This is a genomic window from Mesorhizobium sp. M7A.F.Ca.US.011.01.1.1 (genome assembly GCF_003998295.1).
Lineage (GTDB): Bacteria > Pseudomonadota > Alphaproteobacteria > Rhizobiales > Rhizobiaceae > Mesorhizobium.
In genome coordinates, this window is the sequence record NZ_RZRT01000051.1 from 19,480 (window position 1) to 38,124 (window position 18,645).

The 18,645-nt window shown below is 63.3% G+C and carries 14 protein-coding genes and 1 pseudogene; 9 read left to right on the plus strand and 6 right to left on the minus strand.

Features of this window, described 5'->3' with window-relative positions:
• Window positions 1–31: 31 nt before the first annotated feature.
• Window positions 32–1,054, minus strand: a complete 1,023-nt coding sequence (locus EOA13_RS29580) for an ABC transporter substrate-binding protein (RefSeq protein ID WP_206535329.1) — start codon at window positions 1,052–1,054, stop codon at window positions 32–34.
• Window positions 1,055–1,729: 675 nt separating this feature from the next.
• On the opposite strand from EOA13_RS29580, the gene EOA13_RS29585 reads away from it, so the two are divergent.
• A complete protein-coding gene (locus EOA13_RS29585) occupies window positions 1,730–3,565 on the plus strand; it encodes an EAL domain-containing protein (protein ID WP_127297022.1) in 1,836 nt (611 codons plus the stop codon).
• 608 nt (window positions 3,566–4,173) lie between these two features.
• Here the strand turns inward: EOA13_RS29585 and EOA13_RS29590 are convergent.
• Together EOA13_RS29590 and EOA13_RS29595 are read right to left on the minus strand one after the other, a co-directional pair.
• A complete protein-coding gene (locus tag EOA13_RS29590) occupies window positions 4,174–4,425 on the minus strand; it encodes a hypothetical protein (protein WP_127297023.1) in 252 nt (83 codons plus the stop codon).
• 328 nt (window positions 4,426–4,753) lie between these two features.
• Complete coding sequence (locus EOA13_RS29595) at window positions 4,754–5,863, minus strand: FAD-binding oxidoreductase (protein WP_127297024.1); 1,110 nt, start codon at window positions 5,861–5,863, stop codon at window positions 4,754–4,756.
• Window positions 5,864–5,974: 111 nt separating this feature from the next.
• On the opposite strand from EOA13_RS29595, the gene EOA13_RS29600 reads away from it, so the two are divergent.
• The 5 genes from EOA13_RS29600 to EOA13_RS29620 all read left to right on the plus strand — a co-directional run bounded on the left by EOA13_RS29600 (window position 5,975) and on the right by EOA13_RS29620 (window position 12,701).
• Entirely contained in the window at window positions 5,975–6,880 is a 906-nt protein-coding gene (locus EOA13_RS29600; protein ID WP_127297025.1) for a LysR family transcriptional regulator, read from the plus strand.
• 89 nt (window positions 6,881–6,969) lie between these two features.
• Window positions 6,970–9,048, plus strand: a complete 2,079-nt coding sequence (locus tag EOA13_RS29605; protein WP_127297026.1) for a hydantoinase/oxoprolinase family protein — start codon at window positions 6,970–6,972, stop codon at window positions 9,046–9,048.
• 4 nt (window positions 9,049–9,052) lie between these two features.
• Window positions 9,053–11,038 carry a hydantoinase B/oxoprolinase family protein gene (locus EOA13_RS29610; protein WP_127297027.1) on the plus strand — a complete coding sequence of 662 codons (1,986 nt, stop codon included), beginning with the start codon at window positions 9,053–9,055 and terminating at the stop codon, window positions 11,036–11,038.
• Window positions 11,035–11,337 carry a (2Fe-2S)-binding protein gene (locus EOA13_RS29615; RefSeq protein WP_127297028.1) on the plus strand — a complete coding sequence of 101 codons (303 nt, stop codon included), beginning with the start codon at window positions 11,035–11,037 and terminating at the stop codon, window positions 11,335–11,337. Before EOA13_RS29610 ends, EOA13_RS29615 begins: the two co-directional genes overlap by 4 nt.
• Window positions 11,334–12,701: an FAD/NAD(P)-binding oxidoreductase gene (locus EOA13_RS29620; RefSeq protein WP_127297029.1), complete on the plus strand. Its 1,368-nt coding sequence runs from the start codon at window positions 11,334–11,336 to the stop codon at window positions 12,699–12,701. The genes EOA13_RS29615 and EOA13_RS29620 overlap by 4 nt, the downstream gene beginning before the upstream one ends.
• Before the next feature lie 35 nt (window positions 12,702–12,736).
• On the opposite strand, the gene EOA13_RS29625 is transcribed toward EOA13_RS29620, so the two are convergent.
• Entirely contained in the window at window positions 12,737–14,062 is a 1,326-nt protein-coding gene (locus EOA13_RS29625) for an FAD-binding oxidoreductase (RefSeq protein WP_127297030.1), read from the minus strand.
• A 222-nt stretch (window positions 14,063–14,284) separates the two neighbouring features.
• Between EOA13_RS29625 and EOA13_RS29630 the strand changes: the two genes are divergently transcribed.
• Window positions 14,285–14,761 (plus strand): Lrp/AsnC family transcriptional regulator, encoded by a 477-nt coding sequence (locus EOA13_RS29630; protein ID WP_027167818.1) that lies wholly within the window; start codon window positions 14,285–14,287, stop codon window positions 14,759–14,761.
• 42 nt (window positions 14,762–14,803) lie between these two features.
• Here EOA13_RS29630 and EOA13_RS29635 read toward each other — a convergent pair whose 3' ends face one another.
• Window positions 14,804–15,745: a LysR substrate-binding domain-containing protein gene (locus tag EOA13_RS29635; RefSeq protein ID WP_127297031.1), complete on the minus strand. Its 942-nt coding sequence runs from the start codon at window positions 15,743–15,745 to the stop codon at window positions 14,804–14,806.
• Between the two features lie 72 nt (window positions 15,746–15,817).
• On the opposite strand from EOA13_RS29635, the gene EOA13_RS29640 reads away from it, so the two are divergent.
• Both EOA13_RS29640 and EOA13_RS29645 read left to right on the plus strand, forming a co-directional pair.
• Window positions 15,818–17,893 (plus strand): NADH:flavin oxidoreductase, encoded by a 2,076-nt coding sequence (locus EOA13_RS29640; protein ID WP_127297032.1) that lies wholly within the window; start codon window positions 15,818–15,820, stop codon window positions 17,891–17,893.
• 57 nt (window positions 17,894–17,950) lie between these two features.
• A complete protein-coding gene (locus EOA13_RS29645) occupies window positions 17,951–18,427 on the plus strand; it encodes an Lrp/AsnC family transcriptional regulator (protein WP_127297033.1) in 477 nt (158 codons plus the stop codon).
• 43 nt (window positions 18,428–18,470) lie between these two features.
• Here the strand turns inward: EOA13_RS29645 and EOA13_RS39020 are convergent.
• Window positions 18,471–18,645, minus strand: a pseudogene (locus EOA13_RS39020) (ABC transporter); the annotation flags it as partial.

Below are 18,645 nucleotides of genomic sequence, written 5' to 3' on the forward strand. Positions count from 1 at the left end.
TGGGCCAGCGGGTTTGGCGAAAGCGCATCGGCTATTGCGGCAGCGACGCGACCTCCTCGTCCCACTTTTTCAGCAGGCGCTTGCGCTCCTCGCTCGACCCATATTTCTTGAAGTCGTAGTCGATCAGTTTGATGGCCGAGAGGTCGGGCGCCTTGTCGGAGGTTTTTGCCGCCTTGTTCGATGGAACCTGGAACGACCCCGCATCCTGTGCCTTGGACTGGACGTCGGCCTCGAGTGCCCAATCGTAGAATTTTTTCGCCGCTTCCACGTTGCGGGCGCCCTTGATGATCGATTCCGAGCCGATCTCGTAGCCGGTTCCCTCGCAAGGGGTGACGGGAACGATCGGAAAGCCGGCAACGACCTGCGATACGGCGTCGTGGATGAAGACGATGCCGATCGTGGTCTCGCCAAGCCCGGCGGCCTTGATCGGCGCCGAACCCGACTTGGTGTACTGGTTGACGTTCTTGTGCAGGGCTTTCATGTACTCGAAACCCTTGTCCTCGCCGAACAGCTGCACGATCGTGGCAAGCATGTTGTAGGCGGTACCTGAGGAATTCGGGTTGGCGACCTGGATCTGCCCCTTGTACTCCGGCTTGATCAGATCGGCCCAGCATTTCGGCTCGGGCAGATTGTTCTTTGCCAGCAGATCCTTGTTGTAGCCGAAGCCCAGCGCGCCGGAATAGATACCGACCGTTCGGTGGCCGGATGTTTCCGCCTGCTTGATTGCCCAGGGCTGCAACTGGTCGAGAAGGGGCGACTTGTACTCCTCGGTCAGGCCCTCCTCGGCCGCCTGTAGGTGCGGATCACCGGTGCCGCCCCACCAGATGTCACCCTTGGGATTGGCGGCCTCGGCGCGCAGCTGCGCGTAGATTTCGCCGGCGCTTTTGCGGGTCATGTCGACGGTGATGCCGGTCTTTTCCTCGAAGGCCCGCGCCGTCTGCTGGCACCAGACCTCGTCGACGCCGCAATACATGGTCAGGCTTTCGGCAGACGCCCATGACGACGCGCTCCACATGCCGGCAAGAATACCGGCGCCGAGCATTGCCTTTCTTATCATGTCTAATTCCTCCCTAAATTATTTGACTTATGAAACCCAGATAGGCTGAAAATACAAGTTGGAAGGTGGCGACTATGTGCCCAAGGCCGGGGTCCCGTGCGCAAGGCGGTAAAATCAGCCGACGGGTTTCATGAAAGGCCGTGCGGTCCCGGGTTAGGCGCAACAGGGTCCAAGGACCGCCAGAGCCTTAAAAACAAATTATGAAAGAGAGCGGAGCAGAGAAGGTCAGAGAAGCGTCGACAAATGCGAGTTTGCGGAGATTGCGACGATCTTTGGCCGGATAGCGCAAATGCGCGTACCCAGGGCAGGGCGGAAGTCGCGGGCAGCCTGCGCCACCGCCACGCCCCGTCCTTCACCAGCCTCACTGCCCCAAGCTTGAACTCGCGGCTGAGTTGCTCCAATCTTCAGCCGGTCCCTTCCGGCCCTTCGGACGGCGCTTAGTCGCAAACCCAGATGCCGGCGCGGAGATCAACGCTTCGAGCGTACCTGCCCACACTAAACAGCGGAACCGCTCAGCGTGGGAGATGCGCTGACTTCTTCAATGTTTGTTAACCTGGCGGGTGACACTTAAAAAAAATCATCTGACATTGTCAGCTTGTACGCCACATATCCTTTAGTGATGACGCTAGGCTACAGGGCGACAAGTACTTGCCAATTTGGTCCGGGGGTTAAGTGCTGCATCTTCAGAACACTATCCTCGAAATGATCGCCAGGGGCGAAACGCTCGAAGCGACAACCGACCACCTGTGTCACAGGATCGAAGAAATGCTGCCGGGAGTCTGGTGCTCGGTACTGCGAGTGGACCGAAGCGGGCTGCTCCATCCGCTTGCCGGCTCATCCTTCCCCCACGAGTACTCAGCTCTGCTCGATGGCTTGCTGACAGGACCGCTGGTGGGCTCCTGCGGCAGCGCCGCTTATCTCAGGAAAGCCGTTGCCACAACGGACATCGCGAGCGATCCACGCTGGATCGGCTTCAAGGAGCCCGTCCTCGCACTTGGACTAAAAGCCTGTTGGTCGAGCCCGATCTGCGACGCGGCCGGAACAGTACTCGGCACCTTCGCGCTATATTTTCCCGAAAGGCGCGGCCCCACCGCGTTTGAAGAGAAGGTCGTCGCCTCCTGTACCTCCCTATGCGCCATCGCGCTTGAGCGCCACCAGCGAGTCATCGAACGAGAGAGGAGCGCCTACATCGACGCCCTTACCGGTTTGCCCAATCGCGCGAGTTTGGACATCGCGATGGGGCAATTGTCCTGTGCCCGGCCGGGTGCCTGGGCGGTCCTCATCATCGACCTCGACAACCTGAAGACCATCAACGACACTTTCGGCCATCCTGCCGGCGATGCTTTGCTGCAAGTGGTAGGGACGCGCCTTGCCGAAAGCGTGGCGCCCGACCGAATGTTCCGCATGGGCGGTGACGAGTTCGCGGTGATCCTTCAGCAGGCCGGAGCCGCGACCGCCATTGATAGCGCGGCGCAGCATATTCTCGACACCCTGGCGGTGCCCGCCGCTTGTGACGGGCACATGATCCTGCCTAGGGCAACCATCGGTGGCGCGGTGTTGTCGGCTGATGATGCCGATGCGAAAAGCGTACACCAGCATGCCGATTTCGCGCTCTACCATGCCAAGGAAACCTCGCCCGGCGGCTTCGTGCAGTACTGGCCGGGAATTGGCAGCGCGATAAAGACCCGCATCGAGGTGATCCGCGATGTGGACGCTGCTTTACTCGAGGGCCGGATAGACGCGTTCTATCAACCAATCCTGCGCCTTGACACCCGCGCGATCGTCGGCGTCGAGGCGCTATGCCGCCTTCGCAAGCCCGATGGCGAGATTGTTTCGGCCGCTGTTTTTCACCAGGCAACCTCCGATGTCAGCGTCGCCTCACATCTGACGGAACGCATGATGGCGATCGTCGCAGCGGACGCACGCTCCTGGCTGGATCACGGAATTCCGCTGCAGCATGTCGGCCTCAATATTTCTTCAGCAGATTTTCACAGCGGAACGCTCTATGGGCGTCTCGAAGCCGCGTTCGGCCGTGAGAACGTTCCGTTGAAGCATATCATTCTGGAAGTCACGGAGTCGGTTTATCTCGGCCAGCGCGATCCCATCGTCGCTCGAGAGATCAAGGCACTACGCGCCCATGGCCTGCGCGTCGCGCTGGATGATTTCGGGACCGGTTATGCCTCCCTCACGCATCTGCTCACCGTGCCCGTCGACATTATCAAGATCGACAAATCCTTTATCGACCGCCTCGGACATGGGGATCCTAGCCTGGCGATCGTCGAGGGTTTGGTCGACATTGCGCGCAAGCTCAACATCCGCGTCATTGCCGAAGGTATCGAGAGCGAAGTGCAAGCAGCCATGCTGTTGCAGATGGGCTGCGAGCTTGGTCAGGGGTACCTGTTCTCGCAAGCGGTGTCTCGACAAATCACCACGGGGCTGCTCGCCCGTTTCGCGCAGCCCGCTGTTGATCAAAACACCTCATCCATAACGCTCGCGCGAGCAAACTGATTCCAACCCGGCGACAACCGAGGACATCCAACACCTGCACATGGGCAGCGAGGGTATCGAGCGCCAACGGGCCAAGTGGGCGCAAGGTTACGGAGAGCCCGTGCTCAGCAACCAGGCACCGAAATGTGGAAAGCCCTCGTGCTCGGTGACTTTGGCCCCGGGTATGCATCGCTGACCCAATTTCTCGGTTGGCAGTCGAAATCATCAGATCGCCAAATCTTTCATCGATCGCATGTTGAACGATCGGTCGAGCGAGGTGACGTCGAAGCACTCACGACATTGCGCGAAAACTAGACAAGAAAATTATCGCCGAAGGCATCGAGGGCTCGGCGCCGCATAGATGAGATGTTCGATTGTAGGGAGGTGTGACGACCCTCGTTCAGATCATTTCTGCCAGTCGGTGGACGGGCACCGGCGCGGTTTCGAACGGTGAGCATCCTGTCGATCTCAACAACGACGTCAGCGTCTATTGTCTTCGGCAAGTCACGCGGGAGCGATTTCTCATCAAAAATACTGCTCTGGATTCTTCTCGAGTCAACGGGGAATTCTGCTGCCCGCGATCGCGATGACCGGGGGCCGTTCGGCCTCTCGAAGCGATATTTCAGCCGCTACTCATTGGGCGACGCTGCGGCGGCACCAGCGCGTCCGAATCCGCTCTGGAGCACGAACTTTGCCGCATTCATGGTTAGGACCTTGACCGCCGCGCCAAGGCTTTCTCGATCCGCCCAACGCAAAATCTGGACGGCGCGGAGCGAGCCGGCCACGGCGAAACCCTCTTGCGCTCCAGGCATTTCGGGAATGGTTTGGCCGCTGCCGCCGTGCTCGTCATTGTAGGGGTTTGCAGTGTAGTGTTCCTTCAAGGCCAATCTGCAGCGTATGCATGGAAGACCAGGGCAGGCGCCGGTTTATTCCCGGACATCGTAAATTTTTTGCCGGCAGTGATTGGCCGGAGCGCATCACCCGCCTTGAAGGCACTCTGCCCGGCAGTTCGGTGCAGACTGCCCAAATTCAGATATGTTGGAGCGCTGGCACGGGCGCCGCCACGGTTCTGGCTGTTAGCCGAAAGCCAAGTTTCTGCTCCCTGGGCCATTGGCGGCACGATAGAAGCGACCTCTACAACCTGAGGGGACTTCCGCCCCTTCTCGGGCTGACGCGAACCCCACGCTTATCGGCGCAACTCCAGATGCCTTAGTTGAATCGATCGACCCTGAAATCGTCGAGCGGTGTTTCACAACGGTCGGTCGTGATGAGCTCGGCCATGGCGTCGCCCACGCCGGGGCCCAACTGGAAGCCGTGTCCGCTGAAGCCGAAGGCGTGGAACAGGCCTGGCGTCGTCGCCGAGCGTCCCATGACCGGCAGCATGTCCCGCACATAGCCCTCGCAACCGGACCAGGTACGGATGACCGTAGCCTGCGCGATTGCCGGCAGCAGCCGCGCGAGGGCGTGCAATTGCAAGGGAAGTAGCATGGGATCGGCGACCGCATGGCCTGGATCGAGGTCCACGGCTACTCTTTCGGCTGCGCCGCCGAAGACGATGTTGCCTCGCTCGACCTGACGCAGATAGGCGCCATGGTCCTTGTCGCGCGTCCAGATGCCGACCACCGGCAGGATCCGATGCGGCAGCGGCTCGGTCACACCCATCTGCGGACCGCGTGCGTCGAGCGGTACCTCCTCGCCGAACTGCGCGGCGATGCGCGCGCCCCAGGCTCCGGTGGTGTTGAGCAAGCAGTCGGTGGCGAAGGCACCTTTCGAACTGCCGATAAGGAAACCGGAACCTGTATAGGCGATCTTCTCGACCTCGGCTCCCTCTATGATTTGCGCGCCCAGCTTACGGGCCGCCTCGGCAAAGGCGGGTGCGATCAGCCGCGGATTGCCGCTGCCATCTTGCGGAGAAAACGACGCCGCGAGCGCGTCAGGGCCGAGTCCGGGAAAGCGCGCACTAATCTCGCGCGGGCCAAGTTCCTGCAGCTCGAGCCCCCAGGGCCGCGCTGCGTCGGCATAGGCGCGCATGTCGGCGAGGCCGCCTTCATCGAAGATCAGCCTGAGATGACCGGTGGCGCGGAACTCGACGTCGCGGTCAAGCATTTTTTCAGCTTCGCCCCAGAGCCGGAGCGAGCGGTGGGCCAGCGGAAGCTGGGACAGATGGCGCCCCGTGCGCCGGATGTTGCCGAAGGAGGCGACCGTTGCTCCGGTGCCGACCCGGTTGCGTTCGATCAGCGTCACGCGCGCGCCACGCCTAGCAAGGAAATAGGCCGAAGCCGTCCCCATCAGTCCGCCGCCCAGCACGATCACATCCATAGCGGCCCCTTGCTAAAACCAACCGAATTTCTTGCCGATCTTGTTTGGGCGGTGGCATTGCGTCAAGGATGGGTTTGGACAGAAACCATAAGCTTTACCTATGGAGTGGCAATGCGCGCGCGGCAGCTCGAAGTGTTCATCGCCGTCATGCGCGCCGGCACCGTGACCGCCGCGGCGCGGATGCTGAACATCTCCCAGCCCGCTTTGAGCCAGATCGTGATTCACACCGAGGACGAACTCGGCTTCACGCTGTTCGAGCGCATCAAGGGCCGGCTGCGGCCGACCCCTGAGGCGGTTGAGATTTTCGCCGATGCGGAGCGGTTGTCAGCGGGGCTGGAGGGCTTGCGCCGCAAGACCACCGACTTGCGGCTTGGCCGGACGGGGCTGGTGCGGGTCGCCGCCTCGCCGCCACCGGCCATGGCTATCTTGCCGCGCGCCTTTACCAGCTTCCGTGCCCAGCATCCCGACATTTTGCTGCGGTCGCATATGGCGCCGATCGCCGCGATCGTCGACATGCTGCGCGCCGGCGATGCCAGCCTCGGCGTGGCCATGGACGACCGCCTGCCACCCGATATTGAGGCGGAGGTGATTGGTAGCGTCGGCTTCGCCTGCCTGCTGCCCGCCGGGCATGCATTGGCCGGGAAAACCGAGCTGACGCTCGCCGATCTCGCCAGCGAGGACTTGATATCGTATCGCGCAAACACCCGTCCCGCCGACGAGCTGGCCCACGCTGCCCGCGCGCAAGGTGTGAGGCTTTCGCCGTCGCTCGAGATCGACGTTTCGATCTCGGCAGTCGGCTTCGTCCAGGCCGGCCTGGGTGTCGCGCTGGTCGACGCTTTGCTGCCCTGGCACCAGTTTGCTGGGCTCGCTGTCAGGCCGCTCGCGGTGGGGCCGGAATTTCCGATCGCGCTGCTGACCTCGCGCGCACGGGCCCTTTCGCGGGCCGATGAGATGATGCGGGACCAGATCCGTACGGCCTGTTGTGCCGTGCTGGGCGATGACGAAGCAGGGGCATAAGCGAGGCTTATATCTTTCCCCGTCATACGTCTTGGACCCTACCCATCCTGTCGTGTCAGCTTTGGTTGGCAGACAGGAAGGGACGCATCATGGATGGTGTCATCGAGGCGGACAAGGCGCGCAACGAAGTCGACTGGAAGGTCGGCGTCGATATCGGGGGCACCTTCATCGACTTTTGCGCGCTGGAAGCCAATTCGGGGCACGTCGCCTCGCTCAAAGTGCTGACGACACCGGAAGATCCGGGTGCCGAGCTGATGACGGGCCTCACGCTTCTGGCCGAACGCGAAGGCTTTGATCCCAAACGCATGACGCGTTTCGTGCACGGTACGACCGTCGGCATCAACACCATCATCCAGCGCAAGGGCGCACCACTCGCGCTGTTCACCAATGCCGGCTTCGAGGACGTCATCGAACTGGCGCGGCTTCGCATGCCGGACATGTATTCGCTGTTCTGCTCGCGGCCGGATCCGCTGATCTCGCGCGACATGGTTTTCGGCATTCCGGCCCGCATGCGCGCCGATGGGAGCGAATCCTGGGCGCCGGACGTGGCGGCGGTGGAAAGGGCTGTGGCAGTGGCGACAGCCAACGGGGCGCAAGGCATCATTGTGTCCTTCCTGCATGCCTGGCGCAATGCCGCGCAAGAAGCTTCAGTGAAGGCGACCATCACGCGTCTTGCGCCCGACCTGTTCGTCTTCTCCTCGGCCGAAGTCTGGCCGGTCATCCGCGAATACGAACGCAGCTCGACCGCCATCCTCAACGGCTATGTCCATCCGCGCGTCTCCGGCTATCTGACGGCGCTGGAAGAGCGGCTGAAGGGCCACGGCGTGCAGGCCCGTCCCATGCTGACCAAGTCGAATGGCGGGCTGATGAACGCCGCCGAAGGCAAGCGCGCCTGCGTGAACATGCTTTTGTCGGGGACGGCCTCCGGCGTCATTGGCGCCTCGTGGCTGGCGCGCCAGGCAGGCGAAGACAGGATCCTTACCCTCGACATCGGCGGCACATCGGCCGACTTCGCGCTCATCATCGACGGCGAGCCGCAGTTCGGCACCGGCGAACTGATCGGCGAGTTTCCGCTCCACATCCCGTCCGTGTCGGTGAGTTCGATCGGTGTCGGCGGCGGCTCGATCGCCAGTGTCGACGCGCAGGGTGTGCTGCGGGTCGGACCAGAATCGGCCGGTTCGACGCCAGGACCGGCATGCTACGCTCGTGGTGGCGAGCGACCGACGGTGACGGACGCCATGGTGGTGTGCGGATGGCTCGGTCACAGCGAGATGGCCTATGGCCAGCTCAGAATCGAGTCGGGCCTGGCGCATCGCGCCGTCGGCGAACTTGCCATCCGGCTCGGCCGTCCGGTCGAGCAGACCGCGCAGGCGATTCTCGACATCGCGGTGTCGGAGATGTTCGTCGAGGTCGAGAAGCTTGCCTCGCGCGCCGGCGTGGACTTGCGCGATTTCACGCTGATGCCTTTCGGCGGCGGCGGACCGATGCTCGGTGCTTTCCTTGCCCGCGAACTCGGCATGAAACGTGTCATGGCGCCCCGTAGGCCGGGCGTGGTGTCGGCGCTGGGCGGGCTGGTGGCGGACCTGCGCGGGGACTTCATCCGCACCATCTTCAGCCCGCTGTCGGCCGTGTCGCTTGCCGGAATTCGCGAGGCCTTCGAGGCGCTGGCGCGTGAGGGTCGCGACTGGCTTGCGGTGCAGGGGCACAAGGCGGCGGCGGAACTCAATCTCACCTGCGACATGCGCTATTTCGGGCAGAGTTATGAAATCGAGGTTGTCCTTCTGCCGGAATGGCTGGCAGACGGCAATCTTGCGGCCATCGAGCGAGCCTTCCATCTCACCCATGAGCGGCTCTATGATTTCCACGATCCGGATGGCGAGATCGAACTTGTGAATGTCCGGCTATCGGCCATAGGCGCAGGGCCGAAACTCTCCCTCCCGGAGATCGACGAGATCGATGCTCCGGCCATTCCGGGACGCCGGCTCTCCGTGTACACGGGTGCGCGCGTCGAGACCGTCGACCTCCACGACCGGCAAGCCCTCGTGCCGGGCAGCACGTTCCGCGGGCCTGCCGTGGTCGTTCAGGAAGACACCACTTTCGCCATTCCCGCGGGAACGCAGGCACGGGTCGATCGCCATCTCAACCTTCTGCTCACCTTCGCGGAGTGATGCCATGTTTGACCGCACAAACCTTCAGGTTCTGGCGAACCATGCCCGCGCGGCCGCCGAGAACATGGCCCACACGCTGCACCGCACCGCGCACTCCGCCTTCGTCAAGGAGACGCAGGACTTTACCGTGATGCTGATGGACCGTTCAGGCGCGACCTTCGCCGTGCCGATGGAACTCGGCGCCACCTGGTATCCGGGACTCTCCTATCACCGCGCGATCGCGATGGTCGACGATTACCGGCCGGGCGATGTTGCCTTCACCAATGATCCCTATTCGGGCCACGTCGCCACGCACGCACCCGACACGCATCTTTGGAAGCCGGTCTTCGTCGACGACGAAATCATCGCCTGGACCGGGGGGCACATCCACAACACGGATATGGGTGGCGCCGTGCCGGCTTCGCTCAGCCGGGCGCTGACCGAAATCCATCAGGAAGGCATCCGCTTTCCGCCGATGAAGCTGGTGAGAGAGGGCGTTTTCGACGAGTCGATCCTGCGGATTATGAGCACCAATGTGCGCAAGCCCGACCTCAACATCGGCGACATCAAGGCGCTGGTCGGGGCGCTCAACACCGGCGAGCGCAAGATCCAGGCAATGGTGAGGAAGTTCGGCAAGGCCGGCTTCATCGAAGGTGTTTCTGCTCTTCTCGACCAAGCGGAAGCGCAGGCGCGCGACGTGCTGCGCTCCATGCCTGACGGCACATGGGAATTCTGGGACTATGCCGACGAAGATTCCATCGAAGCCAATCCGTGCCGGCTGAAGTTGACGCTGACGATCAAAGGCGACGAGGCAGTGCTCGACTTCACCGGTTCCGATCCGCAGCTCGGCTCCTCGCTCAACGTGCCTTCAGGCGGCGACCCGCGACACACCATGCTGCTGGTTGGCGTCTACTACGTGCTCTACACGCTGAACCCGAAGATCCTGCTCAACACGGGTCTGACCCGGCCGTTTACCTGCATCACGCCCCGGGGTTCCGTGCTGAACCCGGTCCACCCGGCCGCCGTCGGCATGCGCTCGCTCACCTGCGCCCGGCTGCGGTCGGTCATCTTCGGCGCCTTCTCGCAGGCGCTGCCGGAGCGCCTGCCCGCGGCGCCGGCCGGCAACAACTGCATCATCAATGTCATGACCACGGACGAGCGGACCCACCGCACCGTCATCACGGCGGTGAATCCCGTGGTGGGCGGCGGCGGAGCGATGCCGCATCGCGACGGAACCAATGGATCGGGCGCGGATGCCGCCTATCTCAAGAACACGCCGATCGAGATCACCGAGACCGAGACCCCGGTCGAATTCGTGAAATACGGGCTCGCCAGGGACAGCGGCGGAGCGGGGCGTTGGCGCGGCGGCTTGGCGACCGAAATGGCTTTCCGCGTCTTCGCCCCCGATTCCAGGATCACGGCGCGCAACCGCGACCGTAGCTTCTTCCGTCCCTGGGGCGTGCTGGGCGGCAAGGCGGCCGGCCTGTCGGACATGGTCGTCAATCCGGCGACCGAGCATGAGCGGCGGCTGGGCAACATCGACACCACTGTGCTGCAGCCCGGCGACGTTCTGGAGATCCGCTCCGCCGGAGGCGGCGGGCGCGGCGATCCGTATGAACGCGAGCCCTGGCGGGTCGCGCAGGATGTGCGGCGCGGGTATCTCTCGCCGGACGCGGCCGGGCGCGACTATGGCGTGGTCATCCGGGGCGGCGAGATCGACGAGCAGGCAACGGGACAACTGCGTGCGCGGAAGGAGCCGGCCGGCGGCCAATTCCATTTCGGCCCGGAGCGTGACGGCTACGAAGCGCAGTGGACGCCGGCCGCCTATGACCTGCTCACTGCTATACTGGGGGATTTGCCGATCCACTGGCGGTTCTTCACCAAGACGGAGATCTTCCGCCGCATGAAGGGGCGCTCGGGACCGGAAGGTGTCCAGGCGGCGTTTGACGCGGTCTGCGAACGCTTCCCGGACCTGCCTCGTCCTGGCACGGTGCGAGCGGCGGCGGAATGATCACCGCCGGCCGCATCGTCCGACTGGCCGAGTTCAACCGGGTGCAGCTGCATTTCTATCTCGACGGGCAGATGTGCAGGGCATTGGCGGGCGACACCGTGCTGACGGCCATGCTGGCGTCGGGGCACACATTGCGAATGTCCGAATTCGGACCCGAGCCGCGCGCCGGCTTCTGCCTGATGGGAGCCTGCCAGGATTGCTGGGTTTGGCAGGATGAGGGACCGCGACTGCGGGCGTGCTCGGCATTTGTCGCCGAAGGCATGCGGTTGCGCACAACGGCGCCGGAGAGCTGGCCGTGAGTGAGACTTCATCGCCACGAGTCGTGATCGTCGGTGCCGGTCCGGCCGGTATAAGGGCGGCAGTCATGCTGGTCGAGGCCGGGCTCCGTCCGGTGGTGATCGATGAAGCGCAGCGCGCCGGCGGGCAGATCTATCGCCGCCCGCCCGCCGGGTTTGCCCGCACTGCCAAGCAACTCTACGGTCCCGAGGCGGCGAAGGCGGGCGCATTGCATGCTCTCTTCGACCGGCTGGCCAAAGAGGCGCGGCTCACCCATTGCGCGGGAAGCTCGGTCATCGCCGTGCAGGAGGGTCGGCTGCACGTGCTGGGGGAGGGCGGCGTGCAGCTGGTCAGCTATGACCGCCTGATCCTTGCGAGCGGCGCATCCGATCGTGTCGCTCCGATCCCCGGCTGGCAGAGCGCCGGCGTCTACAGCCTTGGCGCGGCGCAGATCGCGCTGAAGGCGCAGGGCGTGGCGCTGGGGCGGCGCATCGTCCTGATCGGATCGGGGCCTCTGCTGACGCTGGTCGGCACGCAGCTCGTCAAGGCTGGAGCGGATGTGGCGGCGGTGTTGGATACCTCTTCGTGGCACCAGCAGATGCGAGGGCTCCGGGACCTTGCCGCGCGGCCGCTTGTCGCGCTGCGCGGTCTGGTCCTGCGGGCGCGGCTCGGCGGCCACTACCATGCGGGCGTCACGCTCGAACGGATCGAGGCCGACGGGCAAAGTGTCACGGCGATGCGCTGGCGTGACGCCGGCGGAAGGCTGCACCTCACCCCATGCGACACGATCGGCATGGGCTGGCACCTGCGGGCGGAGACGCATCTGGCCGACCTTTCGGGATGTGCCTTCGCCTATGATGAGCAGTGGCGGCAATGGCTGCCAAAGACCGATGCTATGGGTCGTGCCGGCAATGGAGTTTATCTTGCGGGGGACGGGGTTCGTCTCCTTGGGGCAGATGGCGCGGAGATCGCGGGACGCCTTGCCGCGGCGGCGTGCCTTGCCGATCTGGGATTGCCGACGCCTTCCCTCAGGGCCGATCTGCGCAAGCTCGTCCGGCTCGAGCGCTTTGCCCGCGGCCTGGCTCACGCATTTCCGTGGCCGGCCGTGATGGTGCAGGCGCTCCCCGACGACGCGGTCGTCTGCCGCTGCGAGAACGTGACTGCCGGAGACATACGCCAGGGTGCGGGTTTCGGCGGCGGCGAGGCCAACAGGGCGAAATCGCTGTCGCGCGTCGGCATGGGGCGATGCCAGGGGCGCTATTGTCAGTTGGCCGCCGTCGAACTCGTCGCGGCACAGACCGGCTGCACGCCTGGCGCTGTCGGCAGGTTCCGTGGGCAAGCGCCTGTCCGCCCTGCGCCCATCGGCGCCTTTTTGCGGGACGGCTGATGAGATTCGATGCCGTCCTGATATGTCTCTGCCGTCTAAAAATCGGCAACCTTCCCCCAGGCCGAAGTGTCGAAGCGCCTGAGATCGTAGGATATTGGGTCGACGATCGGTTGCGACCCGGTCATCAGATCGGCGACGAGGTGCCCGGCGCCGGGCCCGATGCCGAATCCGTGTCCCGAGAACCCGGCAGCCAGGAAGAAACCCGGAACGCTGTGGATCTCGCCGATGGCAGGCACGCCGTCCGGCGTGCTGTCGATGTAGCCGGCCCAGGTCGCGCTGATCCTGGTCTGGCGGAGTGCCGGCAGCAGCTCGATCGCCCTGGCGTGGGCCAGGCGGAGGGTTGCCTTGTCCGGGACCGGATCGAGGATGCGCACCCGCTCCATCGGTGTCGGCTGGTCGAGCCGCCAGTATCGGAGCGTTTCGTGGCCCGAGCGCATGCCTTGCAGGCCGCCGGGCGCGAGGCTTCGCCGCCGCTTCAGGAACATGGGCAGGAACTGCGAGGAGAAGCGCAACTGCTGCGGTGTCACGTCCACACGGCCGCGTCCACTTATGGCGAGCGTGTAGCCGCCGTCTCCGCGACGCGTGACCGAGATACTCGCCGTGTGCAGCGCATCCGGCAGACCCTCCGCGCCTGGCGAAACGGACAGGATGGAGGAACGGATCGACGCCTGCGGAAAGCGGAAACCGAACTGCCGGCAAAAGGAGGAGGCCCAGGCGCCGCCGGCCAGCACCGCCACCTTGGTCCGGATCGTGCCGCTTTCGGTGACCACACCGCTCAAGCGTCCGGCTTCGGTCGCGATACCGCGCGCGGCGCAATTCTGGTGCACGGAGGCTCCGAGCTTGAGGATGGCGCTGGCGACCGCGGGCGCGGCCCGCGAGGGGTCGGCGGTGCCGTCGGTCGGCGAGAAGACACCGCCCTGCCAAATCCGGCCAGTGGCGCGGCCCCGCTCGCTGGCCTCGGCGCTATCGAGCATGTGCGTGGTGACGCCGGCGGTTCTGGCGAAGTCACGCCAGCGTGCCCAGCCGGCCAGTTCCGCCTCGTCATTGCTGAGATAGAGCAAGCCGCAGCGGCGGAAGCCGGTGTCTTCATCGGTATCTGCCGCAAAGCGCTGCCACAGATCGAGGCTGCGCGTTGCCATCGGCAACTCGCGCGCGTCGCGGTTCTGCTGGCGGCACCACCCCCAGTTCCGCGAGGACTGCTCGGCGCCAATGCGCCCTTTTTCGACAAGCGCGACCTTCATGCCGCGCCTGGCGAGATAGTAGGCCGCGAAGATGCCGACGATGCCGCCGCCGATCACCACCGCGTCCGCTATTTTTGGCAGTTCGCCGGATGTCTCGATTTGCTGTAGTGGCGCGCGCATGGTCTCTCTGCCTTCACGCACCAATCTACCGTGTTGTGCAGGCAGCCGCTGCCGCAGTTGAAGCGGAAGCAGAATTTTATATCGGCAGCCCGCTCGAAATCGGGAGCCTCTGCGTTCTAGGCACTGTCCGCTTGGATAGACAGGCCAACGGGCTGTGGTAGTGTCAATGCCTATGAGCAAGGCAGCATTTTGTGCTGCGGCTTGCGTTCTGCGGAGATCGCCGTGAAACTGGATCGGATCGATATCAAGATTCTGTACGAGCTGCAGAAGAACGGCCGCATCACAAATGTGGAGCTGGCTGATCTGGTGCATCTGTCGCCAAGCCCATGCTTAATGCGGGTCAAGAAGCTTCAGTCGGAGGGCTACATCGAAGGCTATTCCGCGCAGGTCAATATCGGCAAGCTCGGCCAGACGCTGACGGTGTTCACCGAAATCACCTTGAAGAACCATCGCCAGGTGGACTTCGCCCGTTTTCTCGCCGTCGTGGAGAAGATCGACCAGGTCATCGAATGCCACCTCGTGTCGGGCGGCTACGATTATCTGATGAAATTCGTGACCGCTGGCATTGCCGAGTACCAGACCATCATGGAGCGGTTGACCGACATGGACATCGGCATCGACAAGTATTTCAGCTTCGTGGTGCTGAAGTCCCCCATCGTCAAGGCGCACATGCCGTTGCCCAGCCTGTTTCCGAGGTAGTCGGCTATTGGCGCACTGCGCTGCATGTGTCGCCTGTAGCTGCTACCAGATGTCCGGCCGCAAGATCGGGTGCAGTGCTTTCAATTCGGCTTGCATCTCGGCGATCATCCATGCGCAGATATCGGACACGACAGGCAATATCGGCCTCGAGCGCGGTGCAATCAGCTGATGGATCCGGCCCGTGTTGATCTGCCTGTCCGAGGCCGGGACAAGGGTTCCCTGAAGCAACGCCCTTGAAACGTTGCTCAGCCAGCCGAGCGCCACGCCTTCCCCATTCATCGCGGCCTGAAGCACGACCGCGTAGTCCGAGAATTCGAGCCACTTTGCCTTGCTGGTCTTGCGGTCCGCCACACTGCCCCAGGCGTCCAGCCACTGCTCCTTGGCGTCGGTCAGGTGAAGTAGGGCATGACCTTCCCCGCGTCCGGCATGGATCAACCGGCCGTGGGCGGACAAATAGGATGGGCTGCACACCGGGACGATGATTTCCGGCGAGAATGCCCAGTGGTGATAGTGGGTGTCGTCATCGGCCAGGATTCTCGTGGCGATGTCGACATTCTCGGCGGGTCCTCGCAGGACGCCTGCGATCAGTTCGAACCTCAGGTCGACGTCAGGAAACCTGGTGTTGAAAGCCCCTAACCTCGGAACGAACCAATAGGTTGCCAGAGAACTCGACAGGGAAAGGGTGACCACCGGCTTGGCAGCGTTGTTCTGCTTGATTCTCCGGATCACCTCCGCGATGCCGTCGAATCCCTCCCGTACAGCCGAATAGAGGGCACGTCCGTCCGGCGTCGGGGTCAAACCCGTTGGGCCTCTTGTGAAAAGAGCAACATCAAAATCGGCCTCGAGCTGCGCAATGCTGCGGCTGATCGATGGTTGCGTGACGTTGAACTCGCGCGCCGCTGCCGTGAAGCTACCCGACCGGACGGCAGCTTCGAAGACAAGCAGTCCGCGCGCGGAAGGAACGAGTTTTGCAAAACCAGCCATACGCCCAGCGTATAGGCGCCCAAACAATTATCAAGCTTTCCATGGGTCTGAAAATGGCGAACTATAACCCTCATGAATGGGGTGGAACAGGACGTGAAGATAGCGGCATCTCAAGCAGGCAGCACATCCAGCGATCCTCTGCTTCAGCCGTTTCGGCTCAAGGGTCTGACGCTGCGCAACCGTGTCGTCAGCACCAGTCATGCCTCGATGCTGGACGATGGTGGCCTGCCGCTCGAGCGCTACCAGCGCTACCATGAGGAGAAAGCGCGCGGCGGCTTGGCGATGACCATGGTGGGCGGCTCGGCCATGACCTCGCCCGATTCGAGCTGGGGCGGCGGTCAGCTGGATCTTTCGAGCGATCGGATTGTGCCTCATCTCCAGTCGCTGTCGGATCGAATCCATCGCCACGGCGCGGCCGTCATGTGCCAGGTCTCGCACCTTGGCCGGCGCGCTACCGCCTATGCCGGGAATTGGCTGCCGCCGGTGGCGCCGTCCCGCGTTCGCGAGACGCGAAACCGGAATTTTCCAAAGGAGATGGATGCCGCGGACATCGGCAGGATCATCAAGGATTATGCCAGTGCCGCAAGGCGCTGCGTGGACGGCGGTCTGGACGGTGTCGAAACCGTCACCGGCGGGCATCTGATCGGTCAATTCCTCTCGCGCAGAACCAACAGGCGCACGGATGGCTTCGGCGGCTCGCTGGAAAACCGCGTGCGCTTCGGCCTGATGGTTCACGAGGCGATCCGCCGCGCGGTGGGCAACGATTTCGCTGTCGGCATCAGGTGGGTGATCGACGAGGCGGTCGACGACGGGTCGGATTTCGAAGAATGCCTGGCCTTCGCCAGGCTGTTCGAGCAGGAAGGCCATGTCGACTTCTTCAATTGCATCTTTGGCCGCATGGACACCGATCTGTCGCTGGCAGAGCAGAACATGCCCGGCATGTTCAGCCCAAGCGCGCCGTTCTTGCCGCTGGTTGGACAGTTCAAACGGGAAACCAGCCTGCCCGTGTTCCACGCCGCCGGCATTCGGGACATAGCGACGGCGCGGCACGCCATTCGCGAGAACCTTGTCGACCTGGTCGGCATGACCCGGGCGCATATTGCCGACCCGCATATCGTCAACAAGGTGATACGCGGCGAAGAAGAACGCATCCGCCCCTGCGTCGGTGCATCCTACTGCCTGTATAAAAAAGTCCAGTGCATTCACAACCCGGCCAGCGGCCATGAAACGATCATCAGCCATACCATCGTGCGGGCGCAAACGCCGAAACGGGTTGTCGTGGTCGGCGGTGGTCCGGGTGGAATGGAGGCGGCAAGGGTCGCCGCCGAGCGCGGCCACAGAGTGAGCCTGCTCGAAGCCGGAGCACGGCTTGGCGGGCAGGTGCTCGTTGCGGCCTCGGCGTCCGATCGCAAGGATCTCATCGGCATAGTCGACTGGCGTGCCGACGAACTCGCTCGCCTGGGCGTGGAAGTCCGTCTCAACACCTGTGCGGATGCAGCAATCGTCCTTGCCGCGAAACCCGACGCGGTCATCGTCGCCACCGGCGGCGTTCCCGATATGGAGAGGCTGGAGGGTGCTGAACATTGCGACAGCGTCTGGGACGTCCTGACCGGCGTCGTGCCAGCGAAGGACGATGTGCTCATCTACGATGAGACCGGACGCCAGGCCGCAGTTTCCTGCGCCCTGCATCTTGCCCGCCCGGGGCGCGTGGTCAGCCTGGCCATAGCGGACGACACGATGGCGATCGAAACGCCCTATCCGGACAGGGTGAGTTTCCGCAAACGCGCCTCGGAACGCGGCATCCGGGTCGTCAGCGATGTGCGCCTGGTCAAGGCAGCGCGCCAAGGCAACGGCATCGCCGCCACGTTCCGGCATGAGCTCACCGGTGCGGAAACGGAAATGACGGCAGCCCAACTCATTGTCGAACGCGGTACGGTGCCCATGGAGGACACCTACCAGGATTTGCGAGCCCGCTCAGCCAACAACGGCGTCACCGACATAGCACTGATCACGGGAATGGAAACTGAGGGAGACCATGGTCCCCAAGCTGCCGGATCATTCGTCTTGCACCGCATTGGAGACGCGGTTGCCAGCAGGGACATCTACTCGTCGATCTATGAGGCCTACCGGCTCTGCTCGCAATTGTAGACAGGGTGAAAGCCGGCTGCGGTGGGCTGTTTGCCCTGACAGGAAGCGCGTTAGCCCATGAAACTCGATCGGATTGACATCAAGATCCTCTACGAGCTGCAGAAGAACGGCCGCATCACAAATGTGGAATTGGCCGAACGGGTCAATCTCTCCCCCAGCCCCTGTCTGATGCGGGTAAAGAAGCTGCATGCCGAAGGCTATATCGTGCGCTATTCGGCGCAGATCGACATCGCAAAGCTGGGGCGCACGCTTACGGTGTTCACGGAAATCACGCTCAAAAACCATCGCCAGATCGACTTCGCGCGTTTCCTTGCCGCCATCGATAAAGTTGATGCGGCCGTCGAATGCCACCGCGTTTCCGCCCGTTACGACTATTTGATGAAATTCGTGGCCGCCGGCATCGGCGAGTACCAGGAGATCATGGAGCGGCTGAGCGACATGGATATCGGCATCGACAAGTATTTCAGCTTCGTGGTGCTGAAGTCTCCCATCGTCAAGGCGCCCATGCCACTGCCCAGCCTGTTCCCGGTGTAGTCAGAGCAATTCCAGGAAGAGTGTGGGGCGCGGTGAGCCCGCTCTAGCGATGGCCGTATTGGCTGACCAGCTCGGGGTCGCGGACGAGGCTATCGAGCCATGTCGGGTCAAGCTTCGGCACGGAGGAAAACAGAAGCTTGGAATAGGGGTGGGTGGGCGCCTGCAGTCTTTCGGGCGTGATCTGCTCCACCCGCTCGCCATTGTACATGACCATGATC